Genomic DNA, 17462 nt, shown 5'->3' on the forward strand with positions numbered 1-17462 from the left:
GTCAGGCCTCGGCAGCGACGCGGTGGGTTTCAAGCGGGGTATGGCGGCTGAGGTTCTCGAAACCGTCCTTAGTCACGACATACATGTCGCCGATATTGCAGCCGGCCGACAGCGGCTCCAGCCACTGCGTGTGCAGCACGAAGACCATGCCCTCCTCCATCCTGTCGTAATTATGCGAGGAGATGTTGAAGCTGTTCTGGCCACCAGCCATGCCGACCGAATGGCCGAGGTTCGGATTGTGCGGTCCGTGCGTTGCCGGATAGACATGCATGAGCTTGCGGCCCTGCGCCTCCCAGTCGATGTCCTTGACATACTGATGGGGGATCAGGCGTGCGCCGCCGTCTTCCATTGGCGACCAGTTGTAGGGCATGGTGCGCGCCTCGGGTGAGGTCAGCATGCCGCGCTCGATCATAGGTTCGAAGGCGGCATTGTTGACGTCGCGCATCAATGCGCCGGGCTTGATCAGCTTTTCGGCCCGCTTGACGCCTTCGGTGCAGGCGGCAAGCACCTCCTCCTGACGGCTGGTGATATCGCCGACAGCGATCATGCGGGCGGTCTGGGCCGTGTAGCCGCGACAGGTGACGTTGGAAATATAGAGGTTGATGAGGTCGCCGGGCCGGACGATGTGGCCATAGGGTTTGCCGCAATGGGTGCCGAATTCGTTGATGCCGATCTGGTAACCGTCGCCCGTCTCGCCGCCGAGCGCCATCTGCGCATAGGTGAAGGCAGCCAGGATTTCATGGTCGGTGACGCCTGACTTCGCCACATGATAGGCGGCCTGCGTGCCGATGCTGATCAGTTGGGCGGCGGCGCGAAACATCTCGATCTCGGGCAGTGAGCGGACCTTCTGCATGCGGTCGAGAATGGCGTTGTCAGCCACGAACTTGCTCTTCGGCAGCAGTTCGTCGAGCGCTGACCAGAAGGTCAGCGACGTGCGGTCGCCGATCCTGCCGATCTGGGCCTTGGCGAGGCCTAGGCTGGCGAGAACCTCGGCGCATTTCTCGGCGGTCTTGATAACGGAATCGCCGGGGCGGTCGGCATATTCGCGGCCGATCGGGCCGATCTGCCAGATTTCGTCGACGAGCACTGGCTCGCCGCCCGGCGGCAGCAGGACGGATTGGGTGAAGAAGGAGAGAAGCACCATCGCCTTGTCGGCATCAGTCGGAATGATCAGCACGCCTTCGCGCATCCAGTCGCAGATGTAGCGCAGATAGGCATTCGAGGCGTGGAACCAGCCGACGCTGCCGGCATGAACGATCAGCGCGTCATGACCGGCTTCAACCGCCTGACGGCGAATTCTGCGAAGGCGATCCTCGAACTCTTCGACAGGAAGCGGCAGCGGGGCGGAGAAATCGAAATCCGGCTGGAAATCGGCCAGCAGCGATCCCATCCGGTAGCCGCCTGCGTTTGTCGCGCGCATGTTCATGAGTTTGTTCCTTCTAATTCAGGCATAGGTCAAATGGCGGATCGTTCAGGCCTGCCGCGGCGGCGCAAGAACGCGCCGGGCAACCAGCAGTCCCAGCAGCGTCACGGCGATCAGAATTCCGGAGATTGCCGCGACGCGCACATCGAGCGATTCCTCGATCAGCGCGAACATGCGCAGCGGCAAGACGGTCGTTCGGGCATCGGCGAGGAAAAGCGATACCGACACGTTATCGAGCGACTGGATGAAGACGAGGAATGCGCCGGCCAGGATGCCGGGCATCAGCAGCGGCAGGGTGACGCGCCGCAGCGTCATGAACCAGCTCGCGCCCATCGTCGTCGATGCCTCGGCAAGCGAGGGATTGAGACCCTGGGCGACGACGGAGGCGGCGCGGTACATCAGCGGCCCGAAGACGACGACATGGCCTGATACGGTCAGCCAGAGCGACGGCTTGAAGCCGATGAAATTGGCGACGATCAGGGCGGCAAGGCCGTAGACCAGGCTCGGCAGGACGAGCGGGGCGAGCAGCAAGGGCTCGATGGTGCCGGCGGTGCTGCGCCTCATGCGCGTCATGCCGATGGTTGCCGGAACCGCAAAGATCAGCGATCCGAGGACGGCAAGGCCGGCAATCTTCAGCGAATTCCAGGCGGCGATATGTTCGGTTGCCGAGCGAACGGGATCGAGCAGCGCCGCATACCACCTGAGCGAAAAGCCCTGCGGCGGATATTTCAATGTCTGCCCCGAGGTGAACGACATCGTCAGCGCAATCACGATGGGTGCGACCAGATAGATGACGCAGAGCCCGCCGAAACCGTAGACGAATGCCTTGTAGAGCATGACGGGAATGGGATTTTCGCGACGATCAGGCATGACCGACCAACCTCCTGTGACGGGACATCATGGTAAGGGCGACCAGCAGGCAGCCGGTGGAGAGCAGCAGGACGACGGCGATGGCCGAGGCCAGCGGCCAGTCGAACAACGTGCCGACTTCGCGGTAGATCAGCTGCGGAACATAGACGTTGCGCGCGCCGCCGATGACGGCCTGGGTGACGAAGGAGCTGCTGGTGCTGGCAAAGACCAGGATCCAGCCCGCCAGCAGGCCCGGCAGCATCAGCGGCAGAAGCACGGTGACAAAGATGCGCCAGGGGCCGGCGCCGGAAACCTGGGCCGCTTCCGTCAGTTGCACCGGCGTGCGCGACAGGATCGCGATCAGCGGCAGGATGATCAACGGCAGGTCGATCTGGCACATGGCCATGACCAGGCCGAGTTCGGTAAACAGCAGGCTGGTCGGCATTCCCGTCAGGCCGAGCCCGACCAGCGCTTCGCTGATCGGCCCCTGGCGTCCGAGGATGACGATCCAGGCGAAGGTGCGCACGACATTGCTGGTCAGCATCGGAATGAGCGTCAGGAAAATCAGCACCTGCCGAAGGTTTCGGCCGCCGTGCCAGTAGAGGAGTGCGATTGGCACGCCGAGCAAGGTCGTGCCGATGACGGTTTCGAGCCCGAGCCTTGCGGTATTGACGAGGACGCGGAAATTGAACGCGTCGCCGAAGAAGCGGACATAATGTTCGAGGGTCGCTCCGCCAGGGCCGGCGAAGCTGAAACCGACGAGGACGGCGAGCGGCGTCGCAAAGAACGCCACGGAAAGCAACAGCATCGGCAGGACGTATGGGAAGCCGCTCGCCTTCATCACATCACCTCAACCGGCAACGAGCGCGTCGAACTGGCGGATCCAGCCGTCGCGGTTCTTGTTGATCGCGACCCAGTCCGGATAGACCATGGTCTTGATCTGATCGCGGGTGACATAGGCTTCGATGCCCGGCGTCAGCGCCACGTCCTTGTTGGTCGGGAACATCTCGGTCGGCGGCTCCTTGAGCTGGTCCTGGGCGGCCTTGGAGATGGCGGCATCCATATAGGCATAGGCCGCGTCGAGATTGGCCGTGCCCTTGGTCAGGTGGATATTGACGGGGGCTGCCGGCGAGCCGGTTTCGGGTTGGACGAACTCGGCGTTGAGGCCGAGGCTCTTCAGGCGGGCGACATTGCCGGTCGAGCACATGAAAACGGTGATTTCACCCTGCTGGAACAGCGTCATCTGATGGTTGGTGCTGTCGACCACGCCCTTCAGATGCTCCGGATGATCCTTGAACAGCTTGAAGACGGCGTCCATGTCGTTGGGGCCGGAACCGAAGATCTTGGCGATCTCGGTATAGGCCATGACGGCGGTGTTCGAGGCAAAGCCGGTCCAGGAAACCTTGCCGCTATAGGCCGGGTTTTCGAAGAGATCGCGATAGCCCTTCGGCTTCGGAACGAGATCGGGATTGTAGGCAATGCCGTTGACCTCGATGGTCACGGTCGGGCCGTATTCGCCCTGGAAGGACGGATCGAGCATGCCCCAGTTCTTGAGCTTGCTCGGATCGATCTTCTGGATGAGATCCTTCTCGATGGCGACGGCCATCTGGCCAGGCGACATCAGCAGCGTGTCATAGGGCGGGTTGCCGGGGCTCGCCATGATCTTGGCAAGCTGGTCCTGCGCCATCGCCGGGGCAATTGTCAGGTCATAGCCCGCATCCTTGACCATCGGCGTCAGCACTGCGCGGTAGGCGTCTTCCCAGCTGCCCGGGAAAGTGGCGGCAACGGCTCCGCCACCGGCAGCGCGGGCGGCGAATGGAAGCATGGCCGATGCGGCAACACCAGCCGCCAGGAAACCGAACCCACGACGGGTAATCTGAAAGTCCTTCATCTCGTTCACCTCTGTTGAATTGTTTCTTCACTCATGATTTCCGGTTCGCCCGGAAAGGCGTGACACCTTGCAGTGTCGATCTCGGCAAATAGCTGCGTTCCCGGTTCGGGAATGAATGTGGTGGGGCCTCTGACCTCAGAGGCGCGCAGGCCTGTGCCGTCTTCCAGAACAAGGTCATGGACGAGCGACGGGCCGAGCGGCACGGAAACCGTCATGCGAACCGGCAGGGTGCTCTCGCCCGGCTGCGTCGACAGGCGAACCTCTTCCGGCCGGAAGGTGATCGTCACCTTCGAGCCGAGGGTGAAATTCAACCGGCGCGGCAGGAGCAGGGTCCGGTCATTGGCAAGGCCGATCAGCGTGCTCTCGGCATCGAGCCGCAGCACCGTTCCGTTGAGCAGGTTCGCCTGGCCGATGAAAGTGTTGACGAAAAGCGTCTTCGGGCGATCGTAGACGGTCATCGGCGTGTCGATCTGTTCGACATTGCCCTTGTTCATCAGCACCAGGCGGTTCGCCAGGCTCTGAGCTTCCTCCTGATCATGCGTGACGATCAGCGTCGTGATGCCGAGCGTCTTCTGCAGGTGAAGCAGCTCCACCTGCAGATCGAAACGCAGGGCACGGTCGAGCGCGCCGAAGGGTTCGTCTAGAAGCAGAAGGGAGGGGCGCCCGGCGATGGCGCGGGCGACGGCGACGCGCTGCTGCTGGCCGCCGGAGAGTTCCCGCGGCAGGCGGTTGCCATAATCCTTGAGCCTGACGAGCGACAGCATCTCCTCGACGCGCGCCTTGCGCTGAGTGCGAGGAAGCTTCTGGCAGGCGAGCGGATAGGCGATGTTTTCTGCGACCGTCAGATGCGGAAACAAAGCATAGTTCTGGAAGACCATGCCGACGCCGCGTGAGCGGGCCGAGACATCGGCCAAGTCTTTCTCCCCGAGCACAATCCTGCCGGTCTTCGGCTGGATCAGCCCGGCAATGGCGCGCAGCACGGTCGACTTGCCGCAGCCGCTCGGCCCGAGCAGGGCAACGATCTCGCCGGCCTCGATATCGAAGGCCACGTCGCTGATCGCATTCTGGCCACCATAGCTGTGTGTGAGGCCCTGAACGCTGAGCCGTTTGCGTTCAGCCGTATTCGGTATGCCTGGCATAGGGCCTCCCTGGTTCTGGGTCGAGGTCACGGATTGCTGCGCGGTCTCCGGCACAAGTCGGAGATGCGGTCCGGCGAGAAATTTTGCGTCGAGCTTGTTCATGAGAAACGAATTGCAAGCGGCGTGCCAGTTTTGCCGCGCGTCGTTGATGAAAGTGACAAGTCTATGAAAATAAATCGATATTTCTGACTTATAAAGTTTCGAAACTTTGTAATAATAATCATGAAATTTTAAATTCGCATTTGCTTTTGTATAAATTTTCGCCAGCGTCGTATATTAAATGGGCATCGGATAGAAGTAGCAACGGCCCCTGAGCCGGGATCAAGCGCCGAAAAGTGCGGGTTTTGGCCTCTGAATCGGTGATTTTGGGTCTTGGGGGCGAATGAGGCGGTCAAAAACGATGCGGCGGGGCCTGGGAGAGTAAAAATTGTGCATTGTGCGTTCGAAACTTTATGCGAATTCTATTGCGAAACTCTATCCGAAATATCGTCATAAACAAAAATCATATTAATATCAAGTATTTATTGACAAATAGCTGCAAGTGGCACGGCGATTGCATGGATGATCCCGAGAATTCACCGATACAAAAATGACAGGGGATCACATGATGCGCATCCAGAAAATCTTGAAGGCCGGAGTTGCCGGAGCGATGGTCACTTTGATCGCGGCCTCTGCTTACGCTGCCGGAGGTGCCGCCGAGAAGATGACGGCCGATGCCGATGTCGCCAAGCTCTCCGGTGTCGTCCTCACGCAGAAACTGGCCGACGGGCTGCCACCCTCCATCAAGTCATCGGGCGTGCTGAAGGTCGCGACCGACCTGACGCCGCCGATCAGCTTTCATGGCGAAGACGGCAAGCTGATCGGCATCGATGCCGATATCGCTGCCGCACTCGGCGTCATCCTGGGTGTCGATGTTGAGATGACCGATGTCGGCGCGGGTGCCGCAATCGTGCCCTCCATATTGGCGAAGCGCTTCGACATCTCGATCTCGGGCATCAACGACGATCCGGAGCTGGAAAAGCAGGTCGACGTCATCGACTATATGTATGACGCGACGACGATCATGACGATCAAGGGCAATCCTCTCGCCATCAAGGGCCTGGAGGATCTGTGCGGCAAGAAGGTCGCCGTTCCCGTCGGCACCTTCCAGGCGAAAATGGTCGAGGCGGCATCGGCCAAATGCGCGACGCCGGTCAAAATCATGTCGATCCCGAAAATGCCGGATGTGCTGCAGGCCGTCCGCACGGGGAGAGCTGACGCCACGGTCAACGGTTACGCCACCAGCGTCTACACGACCGAGCACCAGACCGGAAACGGCAAGGGCCTGCAGGCGCTGCCGGATATCCGCCTTGCCGTCGGGTATCTCGGCATGCTGACCGCCAAGGACAATCCGCAGCTGCGCGACAGCGTCGTTGCCGCCTTGCAGCAGATGGTGGACTCCGGCGCCTATGAGACCATCATGAAGAAGTGGAGCCTCGGACCGCTGGCCGTGAAGACCGTCAAGGTCAACGATGCTGCCAGCATGCCTGCGGATTGACGCCGATGGCCCTGTTTCAAGCGTCACCCATATCGCTCTCGCTTGCGCCATCGGTCGGAAGACCGATGCGTTGGGGCCAGATCGCAACCGGTGCCATCGCGATTTCAGCGCTGGCCTTCTTCGCGCTCATCGTCGGGCAGAGCCAGAGCATCCAGTGGTCGGAGATCCCCCGCTATCTGGTGGATCCTTCGATCCTGCGCGGCGTGCTGCTGACGCTTGAACTGACGGCAGGCGCCATGGTGTTCGGCATCGTGCTCGGATGCCTGCTGGCGCTGATGGCGACGAGCCAGAACCTGGTTCTCAAGGTGATCGCCGCCGGCTTCGTCTGGTGGTTTCGCGGCGTGCCGCTGATTGTCCAGATCTTTTTCTGGTTCAATATCGCCCTCTTCATCCCGCAGGTCGGGATGGGAAGCTTCACCATTTCGATCAACGATCTGGTGACGCCGGCCCTGGCCGGCTTCCTCGCACTCGGACTGCACGAAGCCGCGAACATGTCGGAGATCATCCGCGGCGGCCTGGTCGCGGTCGATCGCGGCCAGCGCGAAGCGGCAACGGCGCTCGGGCTGAAAAAGACACAGACTTTTCTCACCGTCATCATGCCCCAGGCCACGCGTATCATCGTGCCGCCGACGGGGAACCAGGCCATCGGCATGCTGAAGGCCAGTGCCATCGTCTCGGTCATCGGCATGCAGGATCTGCTGACGCAGGCCCAGGCGATCTACGCCCGGAACTTCCTCGTCATCGAACTGCTGTTCGTCGCCTCGATCTGGTACCTCGCCATCACGAGCGTCGCATCCATAGGCCAGCACTATCTCGAAAAGAGCCTCGTTCCGAAAGGCCGGACAGCAGAGAAGCCTCGCGCTCCCGGACGGGCGTGATCGCGGATCCATCGACGTGAATTGAGATCAACAACGAAGGGGTCGCCAGTGCAGCGCGCCCCATCAGGAAACAGCAGAGGAGCATGACATGAAATTGGGTATCGACAGCATAAAGCTGCCCGAGGCAAAAAAGCGGGGGCCTCTGGCAAGCCTTGATCACGTCAAGGAGCTTGGGCTCGCAGGCATTTTCTTCAGTACGGCGCTGGACATGAGCCCCGATCTCGACACCGGCCTGCTGCGCGAGATCAGGGCGAAGGCCGACGACCTTGGCCTCTATCTCGAAAGCGGCATCGGCAAGATCAATCCCTATTGCAGCGCCGAGGAACCGGCGCTCCGGGCCGCCGGCGGCGGCGATATCATCGCCGGTTTCACGCGCATGATCGAGGCAAGTGCCGCAATCGGCTGCTATGAGCTCTGGGTCGCTCCGGGCAATTTCAAGAGCGAATATCGCGGCCGGCTGGCCAATGACCGCTTCCGCACCGACGTGACCTGGGAAGAGCAGTTGCTCGGGATCGAAAAGGTCCTCCGCAAGCTCGCGCCCGTCGCCCGCGCCAATGGCGCACACATGAACATTGAAACCCATGACGAGATCACCTCCTTCGAGATCCTGCGATTGATCGAGAAGGTCGGTGACGATTGTGTCGGCGTTGTCTTCGACACGGCCAACGGACTGCAGCGGGGCGAGCATCCGGTCTTCGCCGCCAAGCGCCTGGCTCCCCATATCCGCCAGACCCATATCAAGGATGCCTATGTCGGGCGCGCTCCAGGTGGACTCGATTTCCAGGCCAGACCTGTTGGCGGCGGCATCGTCGATTTCGCCACGATCCTTCCCATTCTTGCGGACGCCAACCCGGTTCTGAACCTGTCGCTGGAGGTTGCCCAGTCTGTCGCCGACAGGCCGCGCAAGGCTAATCCGCGCCAGTGCATCGAGATCGACGATCCTATCTGGCGCGCCGGCCACCCCGACCTGACGGCGGATGAGCTTGCGGCCTATATGGCGATGGTGGATGCCTATGAGAAACGGGTCGCCTCCGGGGCTGTTCTCGACTGGGAGGCCTATGAGAGCAGCCGCTACGGCTATCCGACCTATGAGGTGCAATCCTACGGTTTCGACGAGGCAATCGCTTTCATCCAGCAATCGGCTCGTCACGTCGAGACGGTTTGCGCCGAAAAGGGCATTGCCCTGTCGGTGCCGGAAAAGAAGCAGAAAGCGGCTTGAGTCCCGAGACGGTGCCGGCATTTTTCCGTCGCCACCGCCTATCGAAACGCTGGCGCCGGAACTATTTACGCAAAAACATTCTTATGGAAAAAATTATGGCGCTTGGATATTTGATGTTCGATCGAATCCACGCCGGGCCGCCAGAGGCAATTTGGAGACTGCAATGAGAAAGATGCGCCGCCAGAGTCCCAAAGCGATGGCAGCAGCCAATGGGCCGGTGGAAAGCACCGACACCAATGACGATGTCTCGGAACGCATTCGCGCCACGCTTGCCGCCGCCATCGGCGAAGGGGCGCTCAAGCCCGGCACCAAGATCCTGGAGGAAGCGATCGCCGAGCATTTTGGTGTCAGCCGAACGGTCGTGCGCGGCGCGCTCGGCGTGCTTGAAAGCGACCACCTGCTGGAGCGGAAGAGAAACCGCGGCACTTTCGTTGCCGAGCCGAGCGTCGAGCAGGCCAGGAGCCTTTTCGAGGCGCGCCGGAAGATCGAGGGCCTGCTGCTAGAACTGGTGATCGCCCGGGTCACGCCCGAGCAGCTGGATGCGCTGCAAAAGCTGACCGACGAAGAAGAGCACATCCACCACCATGGCGACGAAAAGTCGAAGTCGGTTCTGTCCGGCAAGTTCCACATCGTGCTTGCCGAAATCGCCGGCAACCCGGTGCTGACCGAAGTGCTCGCCAAGATCGTTGCTCGGCTTTCGCTGGTCATGTCTTTGTACGAAGAGGACCGCAAGGACGACTGCGGCGCGGACCACCATCGCATGATCGTTGCCGCCCTGAAGGAGAAAAACCTCGCCAAGGCGCAACAGCTGATGGACCACCACCTCGCCGACATCGAGGGTCGCGTGCGCCTGACCGAAGGGCAGGGCGACCGGCACACATTCCTGGCGGTGCTGGAGAATTTTTCCTGATGGAGACCCGCGCATATCGGATGACGGCTTCCATCGCGCGGGTGTGGGGCTTTCCTGCCGCCTGAGGTCACGCTGTCATGTCATCTGGCCGCCATGCTTGCGACCAGATCGCTGAACCTCTCTCCCTGAATGCCGACATGCCCCCGCAGCAGGCGGCGGGCCTTATCTCCGTCTCCGGCAAAGATCGCGTCGACGATGGCGCAATGTTCTGAGAAGGATGTCGACAGACGGTTGCGCACGCGCAGCTGGAGGCGGCGATAAGGCCGTAGGCGGCGGTGCAATTGCACGCATTGCTCCTCGAGGAATTCGCTTCGGCCGGCTGCGTAGATGGCCTTATGGAATTCCTCATTGTCGTAATAATAGGCATCGCTGTCACCGGCCGCGGCTGATTGCTCGCAGCGGCTGTGGGTGGCCGTGATCGCTTCCCGGGAGGCGTTGTCCAGCCGTCGTGCGGCGAGCGACCCGGCCAGGCCCTCCAATTCGGCCATCACCTCGAACATCTCGTAGACGCGGTGCGGCCCCGGATCGATGACGATTGCGCCTCTGCGCGGTCGAATTTCGATGAGGCCGATCGCATCAAGCTGCATCAGCGCCTCGCGCACCGGCGTGCGGGAGACCCCGAAACGCGTCGCAAGCACCATTTCGTCGAGTCGCTCACCGGGGGAGAACTCATTGGAAAGAATTGAATTTTCAATCTCATCGCGAAGCCATCGGCCGACATTCTCGGACATTCGTTTCAATTCCCTCATACATAAAGGCACTTCTTGTATACACGATCATTGACCTCGTGTACGAAGAGTGGCATTCTACATACTACCGGTGAAACCCGACGATGGGAAGCAGCCGTCAAAAACGGTCCGCACCGAGCCGGCCGGTAGAAGAAAGGAGAATGGCATGTCTGAGGCTTCCTTCTTCACCGACATGCTGCAGAGCATCACGGATCGCGGACGCCAGCTTCTGTTTTCCGGCTCCCGCGCCACGCAGGTCGCAGCCAAGGCCGATCTCCAGACACTCTGTGAAATGCTGCTGTCGAGCCGAGGCGAAGCCTCGGGCATGGCGCTTGCGGCCGAGATACTCGATCGCTGGGGCGCGCTCGAGAGCGAGGGCGCGCAGGCATTCCTCGATATGCTGCATGAAAAGTTCGGGCCCGACACGAACAAGCTCGACCAGGCGATTGAAAATTACCGCACCGACAAAAGCTCTGCCGCGATCATCGCGCTCCACCAGGCAGCCGAGCCGCGGCGACAGGAGCTTCTGCGCCGATTGAATCACGCGCCGAACGGCACCGCCAGGCTTGTCCGGATGCGTGAGCATCTGCTTGCTTCCAAAGACCAATCCACAGGATATCACGCGCTTGACGCCGACTTCACGCATCTGTTCGGCTCCTGGTTCAATCGCGGCTTCCTGACGCTGCGACCCATCGACTGGTCGACGCCGGCCTACATCCTTGAAAAGATCATCAAATACGAGGCCGTGCACGAGATCGCCGGCTGGGAGGAATTGCGCAGTCGTTTGGCGCCGGCCGACCGTCGATGCTTTGCCTTCTTCCACCCCCGACTGGCCGACGATCCGCTCGTGTTCGTCGAGGTGGCGCTGACACGATCCGTGCCCAGCGCGATCGGAGATGTGCTGGTCGAGGGCAGGGAGCAGATCAATGCCGACGAGGCGACGACGGCTGTCTTCTATTCCATCTCCAACTGCCAGGATGGCCTGCGCGGCATCTCGTTCGGTAACTTCCTGATCAAGCAAGTCGTGGAAGACCTACGCAGAGACCTGCCCGGCCTCAAGAATTTCGTCACGCTATCGCCCGTTCCGGGCTTTGCCCGTTGGCTTGCCAAGGCGCGCGCCTCGGCCGCCGACCGGTTGCTGCCGGAAGCGGCCCGCGAAACACTGATGCTGCTGGACGATCCGAGCTGGCCTGACGACGAGAATACAGCGAGCGAAGTGGAGCGCGTGCTGCTGCCTCTTGCAGCGCGCTATTTCCTCATCGAACGGACGCCGGAGGGCCGCCCCATCGATCCTGTCGCCCGCTTCCATCTCGGCAACGGCGCTCGACTGGAAAGATTGAATTTTCTTGGCGACCGCTCGGCCAAGGCGATGCAGCAGGCCCACGGCCTGATGGTCAACTATCTCTACAAGCTCGACGATATCGTGGCCAACCACGAGGCCTTAGCGCAGCGCGGCGAGGTGATTGCCTCGCCTGCCGTCAAGAGCTTGCTCAACCAGAACGACGAAAGCCGCCGCGGCGGCAATGGCCAGCAAGGCTCCCGGCCATTCGCACAGATAATGAACTCGACGCTTGGAGGAGGGCGAAAGTGAGCAACCATCTTTTCGACGCCATGCGGACGGCTGCGCCCGGTGACGCACCGTTCATCCGGATCGATAGCAAGCGCACATGGACCTATGATGACGCTTTCGCTCTTTCCGGCCGCGTTGCCGGCGCGATGGACACGCTCGGCATTCGCCCCGGCGACCGGGTGGCGGCACAAGTCGAGAAAAGTGCCGAGGCACTTATCCTCTATCTCGCCTGCCTTCGAACCGGCGCCGTCTACCTGCCGCTCAACACCGCCTATACGCTGGCAGAGCTCGATTATTTTATCGGCGATGCCGAGCCGCGTTTGGTGGTTGTCGCGTCGGCTGCGAGAGGGGGCGTGGAGAAAATCGCCAAGCTTCACGGCGCGATCGTCGAAACGCTCGATGCCGACGGCAGCGGCTCGTTGCTGGATCTCGCACGCGATGAGCCGGCCGACTTTGTCGATGCCTCGCGTACCGCGGATGATCTGGCTGCGATCCTCTACACGTCTGGAACGACCGGACGCTCCAAGGGGGCGATGCTCACACATGGGAATCTGCTCTCGAACGCCCTGACCTTGCGAGACTATTGGCGCGTCACCGCCGACGATCGGCTGATCCATGCCTTGCCGATCTTCCACACGCATGGGCTGTTCGTCGCCACGAACGTCACACTGCTCGCCGGCGCCTCGATGTTCCTGCTGTCGAAGTTCGATCCGGAGGAGATCCTGTCGCTGATGCCGCAGGCAACGATGATGATGGGCGTGCCGACCTTCTATGTGCGCCTCCTGCAAAGCCCGCGCCTCGACAGAAAGGCGGTCGCCAACATCCGCCTCTTCATTTCCGGTTCGGCTCCCCTGCTGGCCGAAACCCATACCGAGTTCCAGGCCCGCACCGGTCACGCCATTCTCGAGCGCTACGGGATGACGGAAACCAACATGAATACGTCGAACCCCTATGAGGGGAAACGGATTGCCGGAACGGTCGGCTTCCCGCTGCCTGATGTGACCGTGCGCGTCACCGATCCCGCCACCGGGCTTGTGCTGCCGCCTGAAGAGACGGGCATGATCGAGGTCAAGGGACCGAACGTCTTCAAGGGCTATTGGCGCATGCCGGAAAAGACGGCGGCCGAATTCACCGCCGATGGTTTCTTCATCAGCGGCGATCTCGGCAAGATCGACCGGGAAGGCTATGTCCACATCGTCGGCCGCGGCAAGGATCTGGTGATTTCGGGTGGATACAACATCTATCCGAAAGAGGTCGAAGGCGAGATCGACCAGATCGAGGGTGTGGTTGAGAGCGCTGTGATCGGTGTGCCGCATCCCGATTTCGGAGAAGGCGTAACGGCCGTCGTCGTGTGCAAGCGCGGCGCCGCCCTGGATGAGAAGACCATCGTCAGCGCCCTCCAGGACCGTCTTGCACGCTACAAACAACCCAAGCGCATCATCTTCGCCGAGGACTTGCCGCGCAACACCATGGGTAAGGTTCAGAAAAACATCCTGCGGCAGCAATACGCCGATCTTTATACCAGGAGGTAAGGCGACCGCGCCCTCTGGGAGGAGGGTGCGTCGACATCCCGCATCAATCTTGAACACAACAACTACGGCGCTGGAGGCGTCGGAGGGAGGGGAATCATGGGTATTGAATTACTGGCCATAGGCCTGCTGGTCGCCATGTTCATCATTGCGACGATCCAGCCGATCAACATGGGCGCGCTCGCCTTTGCCGGCGCCTTCGTGCTCGGCTCGATGATTATCGGGATGAAAACCAGCGATATTTTTGCCGGCTTTCCGAGTGATCTGTTCCTGACGCTCGTCGCCGTCACCTACCTCTTCGCCATAGCGCAGATCAACGGCACGATCGACTGGCTCGTCGAATGTGCCGTCCGCCTGGTGCGCGGGCGGATCGGCTTGATTCCCTGGGTGATGTTCCTGGTCGCCGCCGTCATTACCGGTTTCGGTGCTCTTGGGCCTGCCGCCGTCGCCATTCTCGCACCCGTCGCCTTGAGCTTTGCCGTGCAGTACCGCATCCACCCGGTCATGATGGGCCTGATGGTGATCCACGGCGCGCAGGCGGGTGGGTTTTCGCCGATCAGCGTCTATGGCGGAATCACCAACCAGATCGTTGCGAAGGCCGGCCTGCCTTTCGCGCCGACCTCGCTGTTTCTCTCCAGCTTCTTCTTCAACCTGGCGATCGCGGTGCTGGTCTTCTTCGTTTTCGGCGGCGCAAAAGTGATGAAGCAAGATCCCGCGTCACTTGGCCCCTTGCCCGAACTGCATCCAGAAGGTGTATCGGAGACGATCAGAGGTCACGGCGGCACGCCGGCTAAGCCGATCAGGGAGCATGCCTATGGCACGGCGGCTGATACCGTCGCGACATTGCGCCTGAACAATGAGAGAATTGCCACCTTGGTCGGCCTGACGGCGCTCGGCATCGGCGCACTGGTCTTCAAGTTCAACGTCGGCCTCGTCGCGATGACCGTCGCCGTCGCGCTGGCGCTCTTGTCACCGAAAACCCAGAAGGCAGCAATCGACAAGGTCAGCTGGTCGACCGTGCTGCTGATATCAGGCATTATCACCTATGTCGGCGTCATGGAGAAGGCCGGGACTGTCGACTACGTGGCGAACGGCATATCCAGTCTCGGCATGCCGCTGCTGGTGGCGCTCCTGCTTTGTTTTACCGGCGCCATCGTCTCGGCCTTTGCCTCCTCGACCGCGCTGCTCGGCGCGATCATCCCGCTTGCGGTGCCATTCCTCCTGCAAGGACATGTCAGCGCCATCGGCGTTGTCGCGGCAATCGCGATCTCGACGACGATCGTCGATACCAGCCCGTTTTCCACCAATGGCGCGCTTGTCGTCGCCAATGCGCCGGACGACTGGCGAGAGCAGGTGCTGCGACAGTTGCTGATCTACAGCGCGCTGATCGCGATCATCGGCCCGGTCGTCGCCTGGTTGGTGTTCGTCGTGCCCGGGCTGGTGTGACGGCGGGCTGCCCTGGAATTATCGCCTTCCGCCGCAGGTCACGGCCCGCGGCGGCCAACGCATCCGGATCGAAGAGCACGCTTGTTCGAAATGGCCCGCGATGCTAGAAAATCGCATGGACAACACCCTGATCAGCACTTTCGTGATGATGATGCCGCGCTCATAGCGTGGCGGGTTTCGTGCGTCCAGAATGCACCAGCGACCGCCCTCGAGGCGGTCTTTTCATGGGTCGATCCGTCTCGCGGGGCAAACAGCCTTCGAAAGGAAACACCGATGAACACGATCTACATCACCACCTCGATCCCCTATGTGAATGCCGCGCCGCATGTGGGCTTTGCCCTCGAACTCGTCCAGGCCGATGCCTATGCCCGCCATTTCCGGCTTCTCGGCCACGACATCAGGTTCCAGTGCGGAACCGATGACAACAGCCTGAAGAATGTCCGGTCGGCGGAAGCTGCGGGAGTGCAGGTCAAGGACTTCGTGAATGCGAATGCAGACAGGTTCGAGCGCCTTGGCGGCCTGCTCGATATCTCCAACGAGCAATTCGTCCGCACTTCCCGCGATCCAAGGCATATCGCCTGCGTCCACGCCTTGTGGAAGGCATGCGCTGAAAAGGGTGACCTTTATCGCAAGGCCTATGAGGGTCTCTATTGCGTCGGCTGCGAGCAATTCTACGAGCCGTCGGAACTCGATGACGGGCGCTGCCCGGAACATGGCATTGCCCTTGAGACCATCCGCGAGGAGAACTGGTTCTTCCGTCTCTCCCGTTATGGCGACCGGCTCATCGAGCTGGTCGAGACCGGTGAGCTTCGGATCGTCCCGTCTCATCGGCGCAACGAAATCCTGGCCTTGCTGCGGCGTGGCCTAACCGACATCAGCGTGTCGCGCAGTGCGGAGCGGGCGCGAGGCTGGGGCGTTCCCGTCCCCGATGGAGATGAGGTCGTCTATGTCTGGTTCGATGCTTTGGCAAACTATCTCACAGGTCTCAGCCACGGGGCCGATGAAACCCTCTTGCAGCGCTATTGGAACGGCGGCGAACGCATCCACGTCGTCGGCAAGGGCATCTCCAAGTTCCACGCCATCTACTGGCCGGCCATCCTGCTGTCGGCAGGCCTGCCGCCACCATCCTCGATCCTCGTGCATGGTTACGTCACGGTGGACGGCAGGAAGATCGGCAAGTCGGCCGGCAACGGCATCGATCCGGAACGCATCATCCAATCCTACGCAACGCCGGATGCACTGCGCTATTACCTGCTCCGGCATATACGCTCGGCAGACGATGGCGATTTCTCCGCCGAACGTCTCGAAGCCGCGTGGTCGGGCGAGCTCGCCGGGCAGCTCGGAAATCTCGCCAACCGGGTGCTTGCGCTTCTGTCCACGTCATTCGACGGAATCGTTCCGCCCGTGCCGGACAGCGCGTTCGTGGACGAGGCTGCCCGCCTTCCGGGGAAGATGGCCCAGGCTTTCGATGCCTACGAACTCCATGTCGGCCTCGCCGAAATTTTTGCGTTTATCGGCGAGGCGAACAGGCGGTTTACACGATGCGCGCCGTGGGCGGATGCGAAAGCCTTGCTTGCCGATCTCACGCCGGAAGACCGGAAGGCAACCGCAGCTCGTCTCGGCGCCTCCCTGGCCGAGCAGGTCTATGGCCTTGCGATCATTGCCCGCTGCCTCCTGCCGTTCCTGCCAAGTTCGGCCGCAAAGCTGCATTCGAGGCTTGGAATACCGTCTCCTCGCCTCTATCGCGACCCCTTGATCGTGGGCGGGGTCAAAGCCGCTCCGCAAGCTGTCCTCTTTCCACAGAGAGCGGCAACGTGAAGGGAGGCAGCAGAAACCAGCGACCCTGCGCTGTAACCAAGGCAGCGCAGAATTCGAGCCTGGTTGGCGGCGGTAGGAGAGGGCAGTCTGCGCTGACAGCGGACATTCGCATGATCTGTAGGATCGACTAAACGTCTGTCTTCTGTCACATCGCAACAGCTAAAATCCCAGTGTAGGTCAAATGATGCAACAGCTGGTCGGCTCCGTGCGCGGCCCAGTAAGGACGGCTTGTCACGGCAGCCGGATGGCGGCGCGAGTGAACGGCCTTTAAGTGATCAACGGTGAAGTGAATTAGAAATTCGGCTAGCGCCAAGACCGCGACCATCACGCCATCCAGCCCGAACAAAAACAATCCCGGAAGGCTGCCTGCTACGTGGATCGCTGCATGGATATAGCCACCTGGATGACGGATGTCGCCCTTGCCCTGCAGAATCCAGGCCGGCTGCAAGAGATAGTCGGCGGCGAAATGTTTGACCTGCAGCCAGGCGAGTAGGCCAATAAGGAAAGATGCACTTTCCATGATCC

General features: G+C 61.1%; 15 protein-coding genes. 8 read left to right on the forward strand and 7 right to left on the reverse strand.

Translation table 11 applies throughout. The features are described from left to right. Nucleotide 1: 1 nt before the first annotated feature. Genes RWJ89_RS20465 through RWJ89_RS20485 form a run of 5 tightly spaced genes read right to left on the reverse strand, consistent with a single transcriptional unit; the run spans nt 2 to nt 5404 of the window. Complete coding sequence (locus tag RWJ89_RS20465; protein WP_131666107.1) at nt 2–1426, reverse strand: M24 family metallopeptidase; 1425 nt, start codon at nt 1424–1426, stop codon at nt 2–4. A gap of 45 nt (nt 1427–1471) precedes the next feature. Further along, nucleotides 1472–2293 carry an ABC transporter permease gene (locus RWJ89_RS20470; protein WP_131642451.1) on the reverse strand — a complete coding sequence of 274 codons (822 nt, stop codon included), beginning with the start codon at nt 2291–2293 and terminating at the stop codon, nt 1472–1474. Next, nucleotides 2286–3113, reverse strand: a complete 828-nt coding sequence (locus RWJ89_RS20475; protein WP_003545927.1) for an ABC transporter permease — start codon at nt 3111–3113, stop codon at nt 2286–2288. The genes RWJ89_RS20470 and RWJ89_RS20475 overlap by 8 nt, the downstream gene beginning before the upstream one ends. A 9-nt stretch (nt 3114–3122) precedes the next feature. Next, nucleotides 3123–4172 (reverse strand): extracellular solute-binding protein, encoded by a 1050-nt coding sequence (locus RWJ89_RS20480; RefSeq protein WP_316031346.1) that lies wholly within the window; start codon nt 4170–4172, stop codon nt 3123–3125. Further along, nucleotides 4169–5404 (reverse strand): ABC transporter ATP-binding protein, encoded by a 1236-nt coding sequence (locus RWJ89_RS20485; protein WP_222035219.1) that lies wholly within the window; start codon nt 5402–5404, stop codon nt 4169–4171. Before RWJ89_RS20485 ends, RWJ89_RS20480 begins: the two co-directional genes overlap by 4 nt. A 502-nt stretch (nt 5405–5906) precedes the next feature. Between RWJ89_RS20485 and RWJ89_RS20490 the strand changes: the two genes are divergently transcribed. The 4 genes from RWJ89_RS20490 to RWJ89_RS20505 all read left to right on the forward strand — a co-directional run bounded on the left by RWJ89_RS20490 (nt 5907) and on the right by RWJ89_RS20505 (nt 9846). Next, complete coding sequence (locus tag RWJ89_RS20490) at nt 5907–6839, forward strand: ABC transporter substrate-binding protein (RefSeq protein WP_131661480.1); 933 nt, start codon at nt 5907–5909, stop codon at nt 6837–6839. Nucleotides 6840–6844: 5 nt separating this feature from the next. After that, the gene (locus RWJ89_RS20495; RefSeq protein WP_131642455.1) at nt 6845–7717 is read left to right on the forward strand and encodes an amino acid ABC transporter permease; all 873 of its coding nucleotides are present in this window, start codon (nt 6845–6847) and stop codon (nt 7715–7717) included. A gap of 88 nt (nt 7718–7805) precedes the next feature. After that, entirely contained in the window at nt 7806–8936 is a 1131-nt protein-coding gene (locus tag RWJ89_RS20500) for a sugar phosphate isomerase/epimerase family protein (RefSeq protein ID WP_131642456.1), read from the forward strand. Between the two features lie 163 nt (nt 8937–9099). After that, entirely contained in the window at nt 9100–9846 is a 747-nt protein-coding gene (locus RWJ89_RS20505; protein WP_316031347.1) for a GntR family transcriptional regulator, read from the forward strand. Nucleotides 9847–9926: 80 nt separating this feature from the next. On the opposite strand, the gene RWJ89_RS20510 is transcribed toward RWJ89_RS20505, so the two are convergent. Next, nucleotides 9927–10577 carry a GntR family transcriptional regulator gene (locus RWJ89_RS20510; protein WP_131642458.1) on the reverse strand — a complete coding sequence of 217 codons (651 nt, stop codon included), beginning with the start codon at nt 10575–10577 and terminating at the stop codon, nt 9927–9929. A 163-nt stretch (nt 10578–10740) separates the two neighbouring features. On the opposite strand from RWJ89_RS20510, the gene RWJ89_RS20515 reads away from it, so the two are divergent. The 4 genes from RWJ89_RS20515 (at nt 10741) to RWJ89_RS20530 (ending at nt 16937) form a co-directional block, all read left to right on the forward strand. Further along, the gene (locus tag RWJ89_RS20515) at nt 10741–12165 is read left to right on the forward strand and encodes a malonyl-CoA decarboxylase (RefSeq protein WP_316031348.1); all 1425 of its coding nucleotides are present in this window, start codon (nt 10741–10743) and stop codon (nt 12163–12165) included. Continuing rightward, on the forward strand, nt 12162–13676 hold the full coding sequence (locus tag RWJ89_RS20520; protein ID WP_316031349.1) for a malonate--CoA ligase: 1515 nt from the start codon (nt 12162–12164) through the stop codon (nt 13674–13676). The genes RWJ89_RS20515 and RWJ89_RS20520 overlap by 4 nt, the downstream gene beginning before the upstream one ends. A 96-nt stretch (nt 13677–13772) precedes the next feature. Next, nucleotides 13773–15119, forward strand: a complete 1347-nt coding sequence (locus RWJ89_RS20525) for an SLC13 family permease (protein WP_316031350.1) — start codon at nt 13773–13775, stop codon at nt 15117–15119. Nucleotides 15120–15392: 273 nt separating this feature from the next. Then, nucleotides 15393–16937, forward strand: a complete 1545-nt coding sequence (locus tag RWJ89_RS20530) for a methionine--tRNA ligase (protein ID WP_316031351.1) — start codon at nt 15393–15395, stop codon at nt 16935–16937. A 145-nt stretch (nt 16938–17082) separates the two neighbouring features. Here the strand turns inward: RWJ89_RS20530 and RWJ89_RS20535 are convergent, their stop codons facing one another. Beyond that, nucleotides 17083–17457 (reverse strand): DUF3307 domain-containing protein, encoded by a 375-nt coding sequence (locus RWJ89_RS20535; protein WP_316031352.1) that lies wholly within the window; start codon nt 17455–17457, stop codon nt 17083–17085. Nucleotides 17458–17462: the final 5 nt, after the last annotated feature.

This window comes from Rhizobium sp. 10PS4 (assembly GCF_032464805.1).
Classification (GTDB): Bacteria; Pseudomonadota; Alphaproteobacteria; order Rhizobiales; family Rhizobiaceae; genus Rhizobium; species Rhizobium laguerreae.

Coding starts and splice junctions, on each gene's coding strand:
- RWJ89_RS20530 (WP_316031351.1), top strand. CDS start 15,393: ATGAACACGATCTACATCACCACCTCGATCCCCTATGTGAATGCCGCG.
- RWJ89_RS20525 (WP_316031350.1), top strand. CDS start 13,773: ATGGGTATTGAATTACTGGCCATAGGCCTGCTGGTCGCCATGTTCATC.
- RWJ89_RS20475 (WP_003545927.1), bottom strand. CDS start 3,113: ATGAAGGCGAGCGGCTTCCCATACGTCCTGCCGATGCTGTTGCTTTCC.
- RWJ89_RS20510 (WP_131642458.1), bottom strand. CDS start 10,577: ATGTCCGAGAATGTCGGCCGATGGCTTCGCGATGAGATTGAAAATTCA.
- RWJ89_RS20495 (WP_131642455.1), top strand. CDS start 6,845: ATGGCCCTGTTTCAAGCGTCACCCATATCGCTCTCGCTTGCGCCATCG.
- RWJ89_RS20500 (WP_131642456.1), top strand. CDS start 7,806: ATGAAATTGGGTATCGACAGCATAAAGCTGCCCGAGGCAAAAAAGCGG.
- RWJ89_RS20490 (WP_131661480.1), top strand. CDS start 5,907: ATGATGCGCATCCAGAAAATCTTGAAGGCCGGAGTTGCCGGAGCGATG.
- RWJ89_RS20470 (WP_131642451.1), bottom strand. CDS start 2,293: ATGCCTGATCGTCGCGAAAATCCCATTCCCGTCATGCTCTACAAGGCA.
- RWJ89_RS20505 (WP_316031347.1), top strand. CDS start 9,100: ATGAGAAAGATGCGCCGCCAGAGTCCCAAAGCGATGGCAGCAGCCAAT.
- RWJ89_RS20465 (WP_131666107.1), bottom strand. CDS start 1,426: ATGAACATGCGCGCGACAAACGCAGGCGGCTACCGGATGGGATCGCTG.
- RWJ89_RS20515 (WP_316031348.1), top strand. CDS start 10,741: ATGTCTGAGGCTTCCTTCTTCACCGACATGCTGCAGAGCATCACGGAT.
- RWJ89_RS20535 (WP_316031352.1), bottom strand. CDS start 17,457: ATGGAAAGTGCATCTTTCCTTATTGGCCTACTCGCCTGGCTGCAGGTC.
- RWJ89_RS20485 (WP_222035219.1), bottom strand. CDS start 5,404: ATGAACAAGCTCGACGCAAAATTTCTCGCCGGACCGCATCTCCGACTT.